Source organism: Streptomyces bikiniensis (genome assembly GCF_000716625.1).
In the GTDB taxonomy this organism is placed as follows: domain Bacteria; phylum Actinomycetota; class Actinomycetes; order Streptomycetales; family Streptomycetaceae; genus Streptomyces; species Streptomyces bikiniensis.
Map to the genome: position 1 here is coordinate 36,267 of NZ_JNXJ01000013.1, position 17,700 is coordinate 53,966.

Here is a 17,700-nt window from a genome sequence, read left to right on the forward strand (position 1 = left end):
GGGGGCGGGATATGCTCCTGCCGAAACCGGGAGGGTGTTCGCCCTCCGCGCGCGTGCACCGCGCGCGGAGGTGTCGCGGAGCCCCGCGCCCGGTCCATCGTCATCTGATCCCTGGGGGGGATCTCTTGCGTCCTGTGCGTTCCACGCGTGCGCGCCTCGCGGCCTGCACCGCTCTCGTCCTCTCCGCGGGCATGCTGCTCGCGGCCCCGGCGTCGGCCGACGGGCCCTCGCCCCGCCCGGCCGTCGGGAAGCCGGCCCCCGACTCCGCCACCCCGTCGGTCCGGAAGGTCCCCGGCGGCGCCGCGGGCCGCGCGGACGCCGTGGGGGCGTCCAGGCCCGCCGGCTCCCCGCAGCTGTCGGACTTCGACGGCGACGGGTACGGCGACCTGATCTACCGTGCCTGGGACGGCGGTCTCCACACCGCCACGACCGCCGGCGGGGGCGGGCGGTTCCTCGCGGAGGTCCCCGAGCCCGTCAAGGACGTCGTCCCGATCGGCGACCAGGGCGACGGCGGCGGCCCCGAGGTCCTGACCCTCTCGTCGCGGGGCGTGCTCTCGCTGTACGCGAACGCCACGCCCACCACCGCCTCGTACGCCTGGCAGGGCCTCGGCTGGCAGATCTACAACAAGGTCCTCGCGCCCGGCGACGTGAACGACGACGGCCGCGCGGACCTCCTCGCCCGCGACCACAACGGCAACCTGTACCTGTACTACGCCACCGGGAACCACGCGGAGCCGTTCTCCGCGCGCGTGAAGGTCGGTCCCGGCTGGAACACGTACGACCAGCTCCTCGGCATCGGGGACAACAACGGCGACGGCTGGGCCGATCTGCTGGCCCGCGACACCGCCGGCACCCTGTGGTTCTACGCCGGCAGGGGCGACAAGGCGGCGCCGTTCGGCGCCCGCAAGGCCGTCGGTGGCGGCTGGCAGGCCTACAACCAGATCTTCGCCGTCGGCGACGACAACGGGGACGGCAACGGGGAGCTGCTCGCCCGCGACCAGAAGGGCACCCTCTGGTACTACGTCGGCAAGGGCGGGGGTGCCTTCGAGACCCGCCGGCAACTCGACGCCGTGGGCTACTGGCAGGGCATTCCGCAGTTCGGCGGCGCGGGCAACATCCCGGTCACCGGCGACAAGGAGGGCGTCCTGGCGCGGGACGGGGCCGGCACGCTGTTCTGGTACGGCAGCCGGACCGACGGCGTGCTCGCCGACCGCACCCCGACCGGTGAACCGGGCGCCTGGGCGGGCGTCGGCTTCACGCACCTGTCCACGCTGGACCCGGACGCCTCGTCGGACGTCGCGTGGGTCGAGCAGGGCGTCCTGTACGTCGAGGGCGCGGAGATCGGCCCCGGCTGGGACGTCTACGACGCGTTCGTGGGTCCGGGCGACCTGACCGGCGACGGCAAGGGCGACCTGCTGGCCCGGGACAGGTCCGGCGTGCTCCACCTGTACGCGGGCAACGGCGCGGGCACCGCCTTCGGCGGCCGGATCAAGGTCGGCCCCGGCTGGGGCTCGTACGACAGGCTGGTCGGCGCGGGCGACCACACCAGCGACGGCCGCGCGGACATCGTGGCCCGCACCCCGGGCGGCGACCTGTACCTGTACGCGGGTACGGGGAGCGCGACCGCGCCGTTCAAGGACCGGGTCAGGATCGGTCCCGGCTGGCAGACGTACACCCGGCTGGTGGCCCCCGGCGACCTGAACGCCGACGGCAAGGCCGATCTGCTCGGCGTGGCCGCCGACGGCACCCTCTACCGCTATCTGAACACCACGTCGGGCACGTTCTCGGCGCGCTTCGCCATCGGCAGCGGCTTCGGGGCCTACGACTCCATGTCGTGACGGCCGGGAGGCAGAACGGCCCGGGGGTCCGGGATTTCCCGGCCCCCCGGCTTCCCTGCTTGCCGGCTTCCCTGCTTCCCGGCACAAACCCCTGGCGCTCCGGGGGGACCGGGGTAGGATCATGTTCAACATCCGGGGGGGTGTTCCGACCTTCGAACGAAGCCGTCTCGACGGGGCCATCGGCCTGCGTCGACGCCGTTCGACGCCGTGCGAACCCTCCCGTTTGATCTCGTCTGTGTGCGTTTCCGTCGCACCTCTGATCCCTGGGGGGGATCTCTTGTTCCTCACGCACTCCAAGCGTGCCGGCCGCCTCGCCGCCTGCACCGCTCTCGCCCTCTCCGCGGGCATGCTCCTGGCGGGCACCGCGTCCGCCGACAACCCGTCGCCGCGTCCGTCGGCCACGAAGCGGGTGGCCGAGAAGAAGGCGCCCTCCTTCACTCCTCCGAAGCTGGCGCTCCCGCAGCGGGAGGACGTCCGCATGGGCGCCGCCACGGCCACGGCCGGCGCGCGGCTCCAGTCCGACCTGGACCGCGACGGCTTCGAGGACATCATCTTCCGCGCCGTGGACGGGCAGCTCTACTCGTCCACGTCCAGCGGCCAGGGGGGCGCGTTCGAGCTCTTCCGCACCGAGGACGTCGCGAAGGAGATCGTCCCGATCGGCAACCAGGGCGGCACGGGCGAGCCCGAGGTCCTGGTCCTGTCCGAGAACGGCACGCTGAAGCTGTACCGCGACGCCGACCCGTACGGCAGCCCGTACGAGTCGACGGTGGGCGGCGGCTGGCAGATCTACAACAAGATCTCCTCGCCCGGCGACCTGAACGGCGACGGTCGCGCGGACGTGATCGCCCGCACCAAGGACGGGTCGCTGTACCTGTACCTGGCCACCGGCAACCTGTCGAAGCCGCTCGGGGCCCGTACGCTGATCGGCGGCGGCTGGGGCGCCTACGACCAGATCGTGGGCTTCGGCGACGCCAACCGCGACGGCCGCGGCGACCTGTACGCCCGCGACACCGCCGGCACGCTGTGGTTCTACGCCGGTACGGGCAAGGCGTCCGCGCCGTTCGGCGCCCGCAAGGCCATCGGCGGCGGCTGGGGCGTCTACACCCAGCTCCTGCCCGGCGGCGACGGCTTCCTGCTCGCCCGGGACCAGAAGGGCTCGCTGTACGTCTACGCGGGCAAGGGCAACGGCACCCTGGCCGCGCCCCAGAAGTCCGGCAGCACGGGCAGCATGAAGGGCATCGTCCACTTCGCCAACGGCGGCGGGAACCCGTACACCGGCAAGGAGGGCATCTTCGCGACCACGCCCGCCGGAGCCCTGTACTGGTACAACGGCAGCACCACCGGCTCCCTGGACCCGCGCGTGCTGGCCTCCGACAACGGCGGCTACGACGACACCTTCGTCCCCCTGCACTTCTCCTCGCTGAACCAGGACGCCCTGTCGGACCTCGGCTTCCTCTTCGAGGGCGTCCTGTACGTCGAGGGCGCGGAGATCGGCCCCGGCTGGGACGTCTACGACACGATCGTGGGCCCGGGCGACCTGACCGGCGACGGCAAGGGCGACCTGCTGGCCCGGGACAGGTCCGGCGTGCTCTACCTGTACGCGGGCAACGGCGCGGGCACCGCCTTCGGCGGCCGGATCAAGGTCGGCCCCGGCTGGGGCTCGTACGACAAGCTGGTCGGCGCGGGCGACTACACCGGCGACGGCCGCACCGACCTGCTGGCCACCACCCCGGGCGGCGACCTGTACCTCTACGGCGGTACGGGGAGCGCGACCGCGCCGTTCAAGGGCCGGGTGAAGATCGGTCCCGGCTGGCAGACCTACGGCAAGCTGGTGGCCCCGGGCGACCTGAACGCCGACGGCAAGGCCGACCTCATCGGCGTCGCCCACAACGGCGACCTGTACACCTACCTGAACACCGCGCCGGGCAAGTTCTCCGGGCGGGTCAAGTTCGGCCCCGGCTTCCAGATCTACAACAAGGTCTTCTGAGGTACCGAGGCATCGCGGGCGCCCCGCACCGGAGTTCCGGTGCGGGGCGTCCGCGCGTCCACCGCTTCCCGCGCGTTCAGGACGGTTCGTTCCCGCGCGTTCAGGCCGGTTTGCGGGCGACGGCGAAGATCCGCCGGAACGGGAAGACGGTTCCGTGCGGGCCGGGCGGGTAGGCCTCGCGCAGGAGGGCGCGGTACTGCCCGAGGAAGGCGTCGGCCGCCTCCCGGTCGTCGCCCAGGGCGGTGAGGACGGGCCGCAGGGCGGTGCCCTTCACCCAGTCGAGGACGGGGTCCTCGCCCTGGAGGAGCTGGCAGTACGTGGTCTCCCAGACGTCCGCCTCGCAGCCGAGGCCGATGAGGCGGTTCAGGTAGTCGGCGGTGTCGAGGACGTGGACGAAGCGGCGGCCCTGGTCGCCGAGGCGGTCGCGCCACTCGGGGGTGTCGCAGAGTTCGCCGAGCAGGGCGTGGCTGGGCGAGACGAAGTTGCCGGGGACCTGGAAGGCGAAGGTGCCGCCGGGGCGCAGCCCGTCGATCCAGGAGGCGAAGGACTCGGGGTGGTCGGGGACCCACTGGAGGGCCGCGTTGGAGACGATCAGGTCGTAGGGCTCGTCCGGGGTCCAGTGGGCCGCGTCGGCGGGCCGGAAGTCGATCCAGCCGCCTCCCCCGGTGGTCCCCGCCCAGTCCTTGTCGGCCCGTTCCAGCATCTCGGGCGAGAGGTCGAAGCCGGTGATGTGCGCGTCGGCCCACCGGTCGGCGAGGAGGGCCGTCACGTTGCCGGGGCCGCAGCCGAGGTCGGCGATGCGGGCGGGCCGGTCTCCGGCCGGCAGCTCCGGTATTCGGGCGAGCAGGTCGAGGAAGGGCCGGGCGCGGTGTCCGGAGTGGCGGAGGTACTGCTGTGGATCCCAGGTTGGCGCGGCGGATTCCACGGAATGCATGTTCGAAGCCCCCTTGCTGGAACGAATGACCGAAACGGAACGGTGTTCCGGCCGGGTCCCTTCCCCATAGTCCAGGGAAATATATCTTGATAAAAAGAATCTTTAGGCAAAGAAACTTCACTTGAAGAGACTTTATGTCAACAGACCCTCTACACTGATCGTCATGGAGGACGAGGTCGACCGACTGGTCGCAGCATGGCGCCGCGAGCGCCCGGACCTCGACGTGGAACCGCTCGAGGTGCTCAGCCGCGTCTCGCGGCTCGCCCGGCACCTCGACCGCGCCCGTCGGCTCGCCTTCTCCGAGCACCAGCTGGAGCCCTGGGAGTTCGACGTCCTCACCTCGCTCCGCCGCGCCGGGGCGCCCTACCAGCTCTCCCCCGGCCAGCTCCTCACCCAGACCCTGGTCACCTCCGGGACCATGACCAACCGCATCGACCGGCTCACCAAGAAGGGCCTGGTCGAGCGGCTGCCCGACCCCAGCGACCGGCGCGGGGTCCTCGTCCGGCTCACCCCCGAGGGCCGCGACCGCGCCGACGAGGCGCTCGCCGGACTCCTCGCCCAGGAGCGCGCCATCCTGGCCCGGCTCTCCGGCGCCCAGCGCGCCGAACTGGCCGCCCTGCTACGCCGGCTGACCGCCCCGTTCGACAACGTCCCCGGCTAGCACCGGCGCCGGTACGGACACCGGCACGGCCTCCGCGGGGCCGACGCCCGCGCGGCGGGCCAGGGCCACCGCCGCCAGGGTCGAGTGCACGCCCAGCTTCCCCAGCACGTTCTGCATGTGGGTGCGGACGGTGTGCGGGGAGAGGAAGAGGCGCTCGGCGACCGCCTTGCGGCCCAGGCCCGCGACCATGCAGCGCAGCACCTCCCGCTCGCGCGGGGTCAGCGACTCCACGAGCCGCTCGCTGTCCGTGCGGTGCTTGCGGGCCGCCGTCAGCTCTCGCAGGACGCCCGTGAGCAGGGCCGGCGGCAGGTGCGTCTCGTCCCTGAGGACCCCCCGCACCACCGCGAGCAGCCGCTGGAGCGAGCAGTCCTTCGCGACCCAGCCCGACGCCCCGGCCTGGAGGGCGAGCGCGGCCCGCTGCGGGTCGTCCCGCTCCGCGAGGACGACGGTGCGGACGGCGGGCTGGACCCGGCGCACCCCGGCCACCAGCGAGATCCCGTCCACCGCGCCCTCGCCGTCGTCGGGCACGGCGCGGGCCGGGGCCGTCCCGGGCGGGCCGGCGCCCAGCTCGGCGTCGACCAGCAGCACGTCGAACCTGCGCCCCTCCGCCGCACCGCGCTCCAGACAGCGCAGGGCCGCGGGACCGCTGCCGGCCGCGGCGACGTCGACGTCCGGCTCCGCCGCGAGGGCGGCGGCCAGCGACTCGGCGAAGATCCGGTGGTCGTCCACCACCAGGACCCGGATACGTGCCACGGACACCCCCATGCGTCGAGGAACGGGCCGGCGCGGGCGGAGCGCCGGGGGCGGGTCCGTCGTGGGACACGGCCGCCGTGCGGGGAGAGATACCCCGCTCACGGCGCCGTACCCGGCGGGCCCCGTCCCCTGAACGACGCCGGCCCCCACCGGCACCGCCCCAGGGTAGGGGCGGTGCTCCACGGCGGGGGCCGAATCGCGGAACTGCCGGGGGCGGAGGCCGGAAAGGGCTCCTCAGAGGCGGTGGGCGCCCGCCGAGGGGACGGCCGGGAAGACGCCCGGGGCCGTGTGCCCGGCCGCGGCGAAGGCCTTCTCGACGGCGGCGGCGACCTCCTCCGCCCGGTCGGCCTCCACCAGGACGACGGCCGAGCCGCCGAAGCCGCCGCCGGTCATCCGGGCGCCGAGCGCCCCGGCCGCGTTCGCCGCCCCGACCACCAGGTCCAGTTCGGGGCAGGAGACCCGCAGGTCGTCCCGGAGCGAGGCGTGGCCCTCGGTGAGGAGCGGGCCGACCGCCCGGGGGTCCCCCGCGTCGAGCAGCGCGATCACCCGCTCCACGCGCGCGTTGTCCGAGACGACGTGCCGCACGTACCGCCGTACCGTCTCGTCGTCCAACCGTGCGAGCGCTTCCGGCAGGTGCGCGGCGTCGATCTCGCGCAGGGTGCGCACGCCGAGCGCCCGCGCGCCCGCCTCGCACCCGGCGCGCCGCTCGGCGTACGCGCCGTCCCCGAGGGCGTGCTTCACGCGCGTGTCGACGACGAGGAGTGTCAGCCCCTCGGCGGCCGGGTCGAAGGGGACCTGGCGGTACGACAGGTCGCGGGTGTCCAGGTGGAGGGCGTGGCCCTCCAGCGCGCAGGCGGAGGCCATCTGGTCCATGATCCCGCAGGGCACGCCGACGAAGGCGTTCTCGGCGCGCTGGGCGAGCCGGGCCAGTTCGGGCCGGGAGAGGCCGAGGCCGAACAGGTCGTTCAGGGCGAGGGCGGTGACGACCTCCAGGGCGGCCGAGGAGGAGAGTCCGGCGCCGGTCGGCACGGTCGAGGAGAGGTGCACGTCGGCGCCGGTCACCGGGTGCCCGGCCTCCCGCAGGGCCCAGACGACCCCGGCGGGGTAGGCCGCCCAGCCGCCGCCGGACAGCGGCTCCAGGGTGTCCGCGTCGAGCTGGACGACCCCGCCGTCGACGTCGGCCGAGTGCAGGCGCAGGACGCCGTCGTCGCGGCGGGCCACGGCGGCGACGGCGGTGTGCGGCAGGGCGAGCGGCAGCACGAAACCGTCGTTGAAGTCGGTGTACTCCCCGATGAGGTTGACCCGCCCCGGGGCCGCCCAGACCCCGTCGGGGGCGGCCCCGTAGAGGCTCCGGAATCCGGCGGCGACGTTCACGGGCACTCTCCTTCCCCGTTCCGGGCGAAGGCCCAGGCGTCGGCGACGACGTCCGCCAGGTCGGGGCGGGAGGGGGTCCAGCCGAGCCGTTCGCGCGCGGTGTCGGCGGAGGCGACGAGGACGGCCGGGTCGCCGGGGCGGCGGGGGGCGGTGACCTCGGGGACCGGGTGGCCGGTGACCTTCCGGACGGTCTCGATCACCTCGCGGACGGAGAAGCCGTTGCCGTTGCCCAGGTTGCAGACCAGGTGCTCGCCCGCCGCCACGGCGTCGAGCGCGAGCAGGTGGGCCTCGGCGAGGTCGGCGACGTGGATGTAGTCGCGGACGCAGGTGCCGTCCGGGGTCGGGTAGTCCTCGCCGTACACGGAGACGGCCTCGCGGCGGCCCAGGGCGACCTGGAGGACGAGCGGGATCAGGTGCGACTCGGGGTCGTGGCGCTCGCCGTACGGGCCGTACGCCCCGGCCACGTTGAAGTACCGCAGCGAGACGGCGGCCAGGCCGTGGGCGGTGCACTCGCCGCCGATCATGTGGTCCACGGCGAGCTTGGTCGCTCCGTAGGGGCTGGTGGGGGCGGTGCGGGCGGTCTCGGGGATCGGCACGGCCTCCGGCTCGCCGTAGGTGGCGGCGGTGGAGGAGAAGACGAGGCGGCGGACCCCGGCCGCGCGCATGGCGGCGAGCAGGGCCGTGGTGCCGCCGACGTTGTTCTCCCAGTACTTCTCGGGCTTCTCGACGGACTCGCCGACCTGGGAGGAGGCGGCGAAGTGCAGGACGGCGTCGTAGGAGCCGTCGAGCCACCGCCCGGCGTCCTGGACGCGTCCCTCGACGAACTCGGCGCCCTCGGGGACGGCTTCGGCGAAGCCGGTGGAGAGGTCGTCGAGGACGGTGACCCGGTGGCCCCGTTCCAGGAGGTGGGCGGCGACCACGCTGCCCACGTACCCCGCCCCGCCCGTCACCAGATACCTGCGCGTCATGCGCTCGCCACCTCTCGCAGTCGTCGGGCCGCGTCCTCCGGCCGCACGTCGTTCATGAAGGCCCCCATGCCGGACTCGGTGCCGGCGAGGAACTTGAGCTTGCCCGGGGCCCGTCGGACGGTGAAGAGCTCCAGGTGGAGCCCGAAGTCCTCGCGCCGCCCGTCCGTGAACGGCGCCTGGTGCCAGGCGGCGATGTAGGGGGTCGGCGGCGCGTCCGGGCCGAAGATCCGGTCGAAGCGCCTCAAGAGTTCCAGAAGGACCTGTGGGCACTCTGTGCGGGCGCCGCCGTCGAGGGCGAGCAGGTCGGGCACCCGCCGCTTGGGGTGCAGGTGCACCTCGTACGGCCAGTGGGCGGCGTACGGCACGAAGGCGATCCAGTGCTCGGTCTCCAGGACCACCCGCTCGCCGTCCCCCTTCTCCCGGGCGACGACGTCGTCGAAGAGGTTCCGCCCGGTCGCCTCGCGGTGCGCGTCGATCCGGCGCCTCATGGCGGCCGTCCGGGGCGTCACGTAGGGGAAGGCGTAGATCTGGCCGTGGGCGTGGGGCAGGGTGACGCCGATCTCGGCGCCCCGGTTCTCGAAGCAGTAGACCTGCTCGACGCCGGGGAGGGCGGAGAGCGCGGCGGTGCGGTCGGTCCAGGCGTCGAGGACGAGGGCGGCCCGTTCCTCGGTGAGGTCGGCGAAGGAGTCGGTGTGGTCGTCGGTGAAGCAGACGACCTCGCAGCGGCCGACGCCGCCGGAGAGGGAGGGGAAGCGGTTCTCGAAGACCGCGACCTCGTAGCCCTTCTCGGGGATCTCGCTCTCGCGGCCGTCCCGGGAGGGGCAGAGCGGGCAGGCGTCGGCCGGCGGGAGGTAGGTGCGGTCCTGCCGGTGGGAGGCGACGGTGACCGGGTCGCCGGTCAGCTCGTCGTACCGGATCTCGGAGCGGGAGACGACACGGGTGAGGGGGCGGGGGTCGACGGCGTCGCGGACGGTGTCCTCGCGCGCGTCGTAGTAGATGAGCTCGCGTCCGTCGGCGAGCGTGGTGACGGTCTTCTTCACGGGATGCCCTCCGGGCAGGACCAAGCGCAACCAAACAGAACCACGCACAAAGAATCACATTCAAACATCACCGTCAATGCCGGAGGCCGCCCCGGATCGCTCCGCCCCGGCGCGGGGCGTGATCCGGCGCGGGGCGCGATCCGCGCGGTTCGCCGGGCGGGGGGGCTCTAGGAGGCGCCCCTCGGCCCCGGCAGGGCCCGGTCCAGGAGCCCCGTGCGGGCCGCCAGGGCCGCCGCCTCCAGGCGGGAGCCGACCCCCAGCTTCATCAGGACCCGCTGCACGTGCGTCCGCGCCGTGCTCGGCGCGATCCCCATCCCCACCGCGATCAGCCGGGTGTCCTCGCCCTCCGCGACCCGCACCAGGACCTCCACCTCCCGCCGCGTCAGGAGCCGCAGCAGCCGCTGCCCCTCGTCGTCCGGCTGCTCCGACGGGTGCAGCAGCTCCGCGAAGGCGCCCTGGAGGAGCTGCGGCGCCACCGCCGACTCGCCCGCCCTGGCCTTCACCAGGGCCCGCTCGACGCCCTCGATGCGCTCGTCGTGGCGGACGTACCCCGACGCCCCGGCCGCGAACGCCGCCGCGATCCCGCGCGGCGACGGCACCGGGCCGAGCACCACCACGGCCACCTGTGGCCGCTCCCGTCTGATCCGCACGACCGGGTCGAAGACCCCCGGCACGTCCGGCGCCGCCGTGCCCAGGAGGCAGACCTCCGGCGCCCGGCCCACCACCAGCTCCGCCGCTCCCGCCACCGGCGCGGCCGCCGCGAGCACCCGGTGCCCGCGCAGCTTGAGCGCCGAGGCGAGCGCCTCCGCGTGCAGCCGGTGGTCGTCGACCACCACGAGGCGTACGCCCATCCCCGTCATTCCCCCTCCTCCGAGGCCCGCCGCAGATCCCGGCGGGCCTGAACCCGGCAAGCTACACGCTCCCCCGCCCCCCATCCCGCCAATCCCGGACACGGGCCGCCCGAGCGGGCGAACGGGACCACCGGAAAAGGCCGCGGGCCCCTCCGGTGGTCCGGAGGGGCCCGCGGCCGTGTGCCGTCGTGCTGTGGTGCCGTCGTGCCGTCGTGCCGTCGTGCCGTCGTGCCGTCGTGCCGTCGTGCCGTCGTCCTGTTGTGCCGCCGTGCCGTCAGCGCGGGACGGCGAAGGAGACCGCCAGGTAGTCCTTGGGGCCGGTGTCCGACGCCCGGGGCTTGCTGAGCAGGTTGTCCGAGAGGAAGAACCGGCCGTCCGCGTAGCGGAGGTCGGCGCCGTTCAGGCTGAAGGTCCGCTCCGGGTTCTGGGACGACTTGTCCGCCGGGTTCTCCAGGAGGAGCGTCTCCTTCATCGTGGCCCCGTCGACCGAGACGACCTGTCCGCCCTTGTCGTACGGCGCCTCCTTGTAGGCGATGAGGGCGGCGCCGTCCATCCGCATCGGGACGAGGGTGTACTTGTCGCCCGCGTCGGCCTTCTCCGGCATCATGCGCCCGGTGGCGAGGTCGAAGGCGATGATCTCGTTGGTCTCGGAGCCGTAGTCGCCCGTGCTGCCCTCGTGCTCCTCGGTCGGCACGTACAGCTTGCCGTTGCCGACGAGCGCCTGGGTGCAGGACTCGACCTGGGTCGAGCGGCAGCGGGCCGCGTACCGGTCGGCGTCCGCCGTGATCTTCGCCTTCAGCTTCCCCGTCGTCTCGTCGATCGAGAAGAAGTCCGAGATGCCGCTGCCGTCGCCGGCGGTCTCACCGACGTCGGCCGCGACGACCAGCGGCTTGCTGGAGACGACCGAGGCGTACTTGACGCCGGTCGGCATCTTGAACTGCGAGAGCGGCTTGCCCGACACCGGGTCCAGGTTCTGGATCAGCACGGACGGGTTGTCGTACGTGCCGCACTTGCGGACCGCGACGAGGGCCGGGCCACCGCCGTAGCCCAGGTCGTAGCAGCGGTCGCCCTCGTCCTTCGGCTTCCACCGCGGGTTGCCGTTGGCGAGGTCGAAGGCCGCGCCCCCGTCGGTGCCGCCGGCCGCGACGGTCGCCCCGCTGAGCGTGACCTCGCTGAGCCGGGCCTTTTCGTCACCGACGGAGACCGCTTCGGACCACACCAGCTTGCCGGTGTTCAGGTCGACCACGCCGACCTCGGTGCACGGCTGGAAGTAGCGCGGCGCGACCCGCTTGGCGGCCTCGAAGAGGATCGGCAGCCTGCCGTCGGCGCTGACGTGCCGCGAGGCGCCGCACATCTGGCCGGTCAGCGGCAGCGTCCACAGGACGCTGCCCTTGTCCAGGTCGTAGGCGACGAGCGAGTTGAGGCCCGGCTTCACGAACGCCTTGTCGGTGATCCAGGAGCCGGAGACGTCGGTGACGTCCGGGACCTTCGGCAGGTCGATCTTGTAGGCCACCTTCGCCTGCGTGTCGGCGGGCGCCTTCTCCTTGCCGCCGCCACCGCCGCCGCCCTTGCCGCCGGTGCCGCCGCCGGTCGCGGGGCCCTGCGTGGTGCCGTCCGGGCCCTTGGCCTCCTCGGAGCCGTCACCGGAGTTGGCGTACCAGATGCCGAAGCCGACGATCAGGGCGACCGCGACGGCCGCCGCGATGACGATCTGGAGCTGCGCCGACAGCTTCTTGCCGCCGCCGGGCGCCGGGGGCGGGACGGGCGGGTACCCGCCGTACTGCGGCTGCTGGGGCTGCGTCGGGTAGCCGTACGGGGCCGCCGGGGGCTGCTGCGGCTGCGCCGGGTAGCCGTACCCCTGGCCCTGGTCGGGCCGGGGCTGCCCGGGGTAGCCGTACGGCGCCGTCGGAGGCTGCTGCGGGTGGCCGTACCCCTGGTCGGCCGGGGGCTGTTGGGGGTAGCCGTAGCCCTGGTCGGCCGGGGGCTGCTGCGGGTGGCCGTAGCCGGCTCCGGGCTGCTGCGGGTAGCCGTAGCCGGGGGCCTGCGGCGGAGGCGTCGGGGCCCCGAAGCCGCCCTGCGGGTCCGGCGGCTGGTTCGGCGGGGGCGGGGGTGGCTGCGTCATCGGTCCGTGTACCTCACTTGCTGAAGGCCATCATCGTCTTGACCAGCTTCTCTTCCTTGTCGTTCGTGGCGGAGACGCGTCCGCTCGCCACCACGAAGACGCCGTTGCCGTAGGCGTAGCCGGCACTGAAGAAGCTGTTCTCGATCTCTGCGGTGGAGGCCGGGTGCTGGAGCAGGATCTTCGGCGCGCCGCCGGTGGGGGCGATGGTGGCGACGGCGCCGCCCTTGTTGTACGAGGACTTCACGTACGCCAGGACCTCGGAGCCCTCCATCCGCAGCGGCACCACGGTCTGCTCGCCGGGGGCCTTGGAGCGCCACTTGGCCTTGCCGTTGTCCAGGTCGAAGGCGATGACCTCGTTGGCCTTGCCGTAGCCGGTCTCGGTGGCCATGTAGAAGGTGTTCGCGTCGGCCGCGACGCCGGTGCAGCCCTGGAGGTTCTTGCCGAAGATGACGAAGCTGCCGCCGCACGAGGGGGCGAACTTGTCGGTGCCGCCCTGGATGTTCGAGCGGAGCTTGCCGTCGGGCCGCAGGGAGAAGATGCCCCACTTCTTCGGCTCGCGCTGGGTGGCCGAGACGACCAGCGGGTCGACCGAGTAGACCTTGTCGACCTCCCAGCCGGCCTGCAGCTGGAAGACGAACTTCGGCTTGCCGGTGTCGGGATCGACCTCGCCGACCGCCTGGGTCTTCTTGCTCGTGCCGTTGGCGGGGCAGTCCATGGCGGCGACGAGCTTCTTGCCGCCCGCGTAGGCGAAGGGCTTGCAGCCGGTGGTGGGGCCCGCGAAGAGCTGCCGGCCGTCGGTGAGCGAGAAGCCGTACGCGCTGCTGGAGCCGGCCGCGGTGACCGTGTTGCCGCTGATGGCCAGGGTGTTGTCGGAGAAGGCGAAGAAGCCGGTGGCCTTCGGCACCGCCTTCTTCCAGCCGGGCTTGCCGGTCTTCAGGTCGATCTGCTGGAGCTCGGTGCACTTGGCGCCGTCCTTGGCGCTCTCCTCGTACCCGAAGACCATGATCCCGTTCGCGGAGGGCTCGGTCGGGGCCGCGCACAGCTTGAACGGCAGCGGGACGGTCCACTTCACGGCGCCCGTGGCGAGGTCGTAGCCCTCGACGCTCTTGTACATGGCCTTGACGACGGTGTCGCCGACGATCCAGGGGCCCTTGACGTCGGAGCCGTTGCGGGGCAGGTCGACGGTGTTCTTGAGCAGCCAGTTGACCTTGGCCTCGCCGTCCTGGCGGCCCGCGTTGAGGTCCTCCTCGCCGTTGCGCCCGTCGCCGGAGCCGTCGCCCTGGTCGACCGACTCGGAGGGCTTGGGGGCCCCGGAGGTCGGGGCGGCCGTGGCGGTGGGCCGGGCCACCGGGTCCTTCTCGTCGTCACCGCCGCCGACGACGGCCCAGGTGGTGACGGCGGCGATCAGGACGGCCGCGGCGGCCACGCCGGCGACGAGGGCGGTCCGGTTCTTGCCGGGTCCGCCGCCGGGCGGGGTCGGGGCGCCGGGCTGACCGGGGTAGCCGCCGTAGGGGCCGGGCTGCTGACCGTACGGGCCGGGCTGCTGGCCCTGCGGGTAGCCGTAGGGGGGCGGCACCGGCTGCCCGTACGGACCGGGCTGGCCGGGCTGGCCGGGCTGCTGCGGGTAGCCGTACCCGGCTCCGGGCTGCTGCGGCTGGCCGTATCCGGGCTGCTGCGGGGCCTGCCCGTACGGGCCGGGCGCGGCCGGCGGGCCCTGCGGCGGGGTGGGCGGGACCGGCGGCGCCTGCGGCGGAACCGGAGGTACGGGCGGCTGCCCCGGCTGCGGGGGCTGGTCCGAGGGCCGACTCGGGTCCTGGGGGGCTCCGAAGCCCCCCGGCGGCTGGTTGCTGGGCGGCTGCGTCATCAGCTGGTTCCCCCTAGGCGTGAACGGGTTTTCTTTCTACCACTCACGCAATGGCGCAAAAGCGACCGGTCCGCCCCTTGTTCCCAAGGGAGGACCGGCCTGTGATGCCCTCGTTATGCGTCCTCGGCCAGTTCCAGCCAACGCATCTCCAGCTCCTCACGCTCCGCGACGAGTTCCCGCAGCTCGGCGTCGAGCTTCGCCACCTTCTCGAAGTCGGTGGCGTTGTCCGCGATCTGCCCGTGCAGCCTCGCCTCCTTCTCGGAGACCTTGTCGAGCTGGCGCTCGACCTTCTGCAGCTCCTTCTTCGCGGCGCGCGCGTCCGCGGCCGAAACGCCGGGCTTCGGCTGCGCGGGGGCGGCGGCGGGCGCCGGGACGGACGCCTCGACGGCCCTGCGGCGCCGCTCCAGGTACTCGTCGATGCCGCGCGGCAGCATCCGCAGGGTCCGGTCGCCGAGCAGGGCGAACGTCTTGTCGGTGGTGCGCTCGATGAAGAACCGGTCGTGGGAGATGACGACCATGGAGCCCGGCCAGCCGTCGAGCAGGTCCTCCAGCTGGGTCAGGGTCTCGATGTCGAGGTCGTTGGTGGGCTCGTCGAGGAAGAGGACGTTCGGCTCGTCCATGAGCAGGCGCAGCAGCTGGAGGCGGCGGCGCTCGCCGCCGGAGAGGTCCGCGACCGGCGTCCACTGCTTCTCCTTGGAGAAGCCGAGCTGCTCGCAGAGCTGGCCGGCCGTCATCTCGCGGCCCTTGCCGAGGTCGACCCGGTCGCGGATCTGCTGCACGGCCTCCAGGACGCGCAGGGTGCCGGGGAGTTCGGTGACGTCCTGGGAGAGGTAGGCGAGCCGGACGGTCTTGCCGACGACGATCCGGCCGGCGGCCGGCTGGACCTCGCCACCGCTGCGGGCCGCGTCCGCGAGGGCCCGCAGGAGTGAGGTCTTGCCCGCGCCGTTGACGCCGACCAGGCCGACGCGGTCGCCGGGGCCGAGCTGCCAGGTGAGGTGCTTCAGGAGCTCCTTGGGCCCGGCGGTGACGGTCACGTCCTCCAGGTCGAAGACCGTCTTGCCCAGGCGCGCGTTGGCGAACTTCATCAGCTCGGAGGTGTCGCGCGGCGGCGGCACGTCGGCGATCAGCTCGTTGGCGGCCTCGATGCGGTAGCGGGGCTTGGAGGTGCGGGCGGGGGCGCCGCGCCGCAGCCAGGCCAGCTCCTTGCGCATCAGGTTCTGCCGCTTGGCCTCCTCCGTGGCCGCGATCCGCTCGCGCTCGGCGCGGGCGAAGACGTAGTCGGAGTAGCCGCCCTCGTACTCGTGCACGTCACCGCGCTGCACGTCCCACATGCGGGTGCAGACCTGGTCGAGGAACCAGCGGTCGTGGGTGACGCAGACGAGCGCGGAGCGCCGGTTCTGGAGGTGTTGGGCGAGCCAGGCGATGCCCTCGACGTCGAGGTGGTTGGTGGGCTCGTCGAGGACGATGAGGTCCTGGTCCTCGATGAGGAGCCTGGCGAGCGCGATCCGGCGCCGCTCGCCGCCGGAGAGCGGGCCGATGACGGTGTCCAGGCCGTTCTCGAAGCCGGGCAGGTCGAGCCCGCCGAAGAGGCCGGTGAGCACGTCGCGGATCTTGGCGCTGCCGGCCCACTCGTGGTCGGCCATGACGCCGATGACCTCGTGCCGGATGGTGGCCTCCGGGTCGAGCGAGTCGTGCTGGGTGAGGACGCCCAGGCGCAGGCCGCCGCTGTGGGTGACGCGGCCGGTGTCGGCCTCCTCCAGGCGGGCGAGCATCCGGATGAGGGTGGTCTTGCCGTCGCCGTTGCGCCCCACGACCCCGATCCGGTCCCCTTCGGAGACGCCGAGCGAGACGCCGTCGAGCAGGGCACGGGTGCCGTACACCTTGCTGACGTTCTCGACATTGACCAGGTTGACGGCCACGTTGACTCCTGTACGGGGTGATCGATCGACGTCCAGGGTAGACCGTGGGGCGACCCGTCACTCTCCGTGACGACCGGGTCGGGGTCGGGGCGGTGCCCGATCCGGTCCGGTGCGCGCGAACACCCCTCCCGCCGGGGTGATCACCACTAGCCTGTGGGGCCTCACGGGGGAGGGGGTGTCACGCATGGAGCGGCTCGTCGGGAGCGACCCGCGGCGGGTCGGTCCGTACGCGCTCGTCGGGAGGCTGGGCGCGGGCGGCATGGGCGCGGTGTACCTGGGGCGTTCGTCCGGGGGCCGCACGGTGGCCGTGAAGGTGGTGCGGCCGGACCTGGCGGGGGACGGGCGGTTCCGGGACCGGTTCCGGCGCGAGGTGGCGGCGGCGCGGCTGGTGTCGGGGGCGTTCACCGCCCCCGTGGTGGACGCCGACCCGGACGCCGAGGTGCCGTGGATGGCGACGGCGTTCGTGCCGGGCGTCCCGCTGAGCCGGGCGGTCACCGCCCACGGGCCGCTGCCGGAGGCCGCGCTGCGGATGCTGGCGGCGGGCCTCGCGGAGGCCCTGGTGGGGGTGCACGCGGCGGGGGTGGTCCACCGGGACCTGAAGCCGGCGAACGTGCTCCTCGCCCTCGACGGGCCGCACGTCATCGACTTCGGCATCGCGCGTGCCGTCGACGGCACGGCGCTCACCGCCACCGGCATGGTCCTGGGCACTCCGGCGTACATGTCGCCCGAGCAGGCCGTGGCGGACCCGGTCGGGCCCGCGAGCGACGTGTTCTCGCTGGGCTCGACCCTCGCGTTCGCCGCCCGGGGCGCGGGGCTCTTCGACGGCGGGACGCCGACGGACGTGCTGCGGCGCGTGGTGCACGGGGAGCCGGACCTGTCGGGGGTGCCCGAGGGGCTGCGGCTGCTCGTCGCCGCGTGCCTGGCGAAGCGCCCGGAGGACCGGCCCGCGCCCCGGCAGATCGTCGGGATCGTGGAGCAGGGGGCGGCCCCCCGGACCTCCGGCGCGTGGCTGCCGCCCGCCCTGATCGCGATGATCGAGGAGGCCGCCTCGGTCCTCGCGCCCTCGGTCACCCCGACCCCGCCCTCACCGACCCCGAACGCCCCCTCGGCACGGAGACCACGGCGAAGCCCCTGTGGACGGCACCGGTCTCCGAACCGCTGGTGCAGCTCCTGCGCGAGGGCGACACGATCGTCGCCCTCAGCACCAAGAACATGTGGGCCTTCGACGGCACGGGCCGCAGGAGGTGGGGCCCCCTGGCCCACCCGGCGGAACTGTCCACCGGCGCCTACGGCGGAGGGCTCGTCGCGACCGTCGGCGGCGGCACGGTGTACGGCGTGATGCGGAAGGGCGCGGGCGGGCGGCGGGAAGGTGTACGCGATGGGGACGAA

General features: G+C 73.5%; 13 protein-coding genes. 4 read left to right on the forward strand and 9 right to left on the reverse strand.

Annotation, left to right across the window (positions count from 1 at the left end):
* The first annotated feature begins 134 nt into the window (after window positions 1–134).
* Both OO47_RS12210 and OO47_RS12215 read left to right on the forward strand, forming a co-directional pair.
* The gene (locus tag OO47_RS12210) at window positions 135–1,838 is read left to right on the forward strand and encodes an FG-GAP repeat domain-containing protein (protein WP_234323144.1); all 1,704 of its coding nucleotides are present in this window, start codon (window positions 135–137) and stop codon (window positions 1,836–1,838) included.
* Between the two features lie 277 nt (window positions 1,839–2,115).
* A complete protein-coding gene (locus tag OO47_RS12215) occupies window positions 2,116–3,825 on the forward strand; it encodes an FG-GAP-like repeat-containing protein (RefSeq protein ID WP_030216721.1) in 1,710 nt (569 codons plus the stop codon).
* A 100-nt stretch (window positions 3,826–3,925) separates the two neighbouring features.
* Here the strand turns inward: OO47_RS12215 and OO47_RS12220 are convergent, their stop codons facing one another.
* Complete coding sequence (locus OO47_RS12220; RefSeq protein ID WP_030216724.1) at window positions 3,926–4,759, reverse strand: trans-aconitate 2-methyltransferase; 834 nt, start codon at window positions 4,757–4,759, stop codon at window positions 3,926–3,928.
* 163 nt (window positions 4,760–4,922) lie between these two features.
* Between OO47_RS12220 and OO47_RS12225 the strand changes: the two genes are divergently transcribed.
* The gene (locus tag OO47_RS12225) at window positions 4,923–5,420 is read left to right on the forward strand and encodes a MarR family winged helix-turn-helix transcriptional regulator (protein WP_030216727.1); all 498 of its coding nucleotides are present in this window, start codon (window positions 4,923–4,925) and stop codon (window positions 5,418–5,420) included.
* On the opposite strand, the gene OO47_RS12230 is transcribed toward OO47_RS12225, so the two are convergent.
* The 8 genes from OO47_RS12230 to OO47_RS12265 form a co-directional block, all read right to left on the reverse strand.
* Window positions 5,379–6,173, reverse strand: coding sequence for a LuxR C-terminal-related transcriptional regulator (locus OO47_RS12230; protein WP_030216728.1), 795 nt, complete (start codon window positions 6,171–6,173; stop codon window positions 5,379–5,381). The genes OO47_RS12225 and OO47_RS12230 overlap by 42 nt on opposite strands.
* A 234-nt stretch (window positions 6,174–6,407) precedes the next feature.
* Window positions 6,408–7,547, reverse strand: coding sequence for a galactokinase (gene galK / locus OO47_RS12235; RefSeq protein ID WP_030216729.1), 1,140 nt, complete (start codon window positions 7,545–7,547; stop codon window positions 6,408–6,410).
* On the reverse strand, window positions 7,544–8,515 hold the full coding sequence (gene galE / locus OO47_RS12240; protein ID WP_030216730.1) for a UDP-glucose 4-epimerase GalE: 972 nt from the start codon (window positions 8,513–8,515) through the stop codon (window positions 7,544–7,546). Before galE ends, galK begins: the two co-directional genes overlap by 4 nt.
* On the reverse strand, window positions 8,512–9,555 hold the full coding sequence (gene galT, locus OO47_RS12245) for a galactose-1-phosphate uridylyltransferase (RefSeq protein ID WP_030216731.1): 1,044 nt from the start codon (window positions 9,553–9,555) through the stop codon (window positions 8,512–8,514). Before galT ends, galE begins: the two co-directional genes overlap by 4 nt.
* A 167-nt stretch (window positions 9,556–9,722) precedes the next feature.
* On the reverse strand, window positions 9,723–10,406 hold the full coding sequence (locus tag OO47_RS12250) for a response regulator transcription factor (protein WP_030216734.1): 684 nt from the start codon (window positions 10,404–10,406) through the stop codon (window positions 9,723–9,725).
* Window positions 10,407–10,680: 274 nt separating this feature from the next.
* Window positions 10,681–12,528, reverse strand: a complete 1,848-nt coding sequence (locus tag OO47_RS12255) for an outer membrane protein assembly factor BamB family protein (RefSeq protein ID WP_030216737.1) — start codon at window positions 12,526–12,528, stop codon at window positions 10,681–10,683.
* Window positions 12,529–12,541: 13 nt separating this feature from the next.
* Window positions 12,542–14,392 (reverse strand): outer membrane protein assembly factor BamB family protein, encoded by a 1,851-nt coding sequence (locus OO47_RS12260; RefSeq protein WP_030216740.1) that lies wholly within the window; start codon window positions 14,390–14,392, stop codon window positions 12,542–12,544.
* A 113-nt stretch (window positions 14,393–14,505) separates the two neighbouring features.
* The gene (locus tag OO47_RS12265) at window positions 14,506–16,311 is read right to left on the reverse strand and encodes an ABC-F family ATP-binding cassette domain-containing protein (RefSeq protein ID WP_030216752.1); all 1,806 of its coding nucleotides are present in this window, start codon (window positions 16,309–16,311) and stop codon (window positions 14,506–14,508) included.
* A gap of 184 nt (window positions 16,312–16,495) precedes the next feature.
* Between OO47_RS12265 and OO47_RS12270 the strand changes: the two genes are divergently transcribed.
* The gene (locus OO47_RS12270; RefSeq protein WP_051716135.1) at window positions 16,496–17,650 is read left to right on the forward strand and encodes a serine/threonine-protein kinase; all 1,155 of its coding nucleotides are present in this window, start codon (window positions 16,496–16,498) and stop codon (window positions 17,648–17,650) included.
* Window positions 17,651–17,700: the final 50 nt, after the last annotated feature.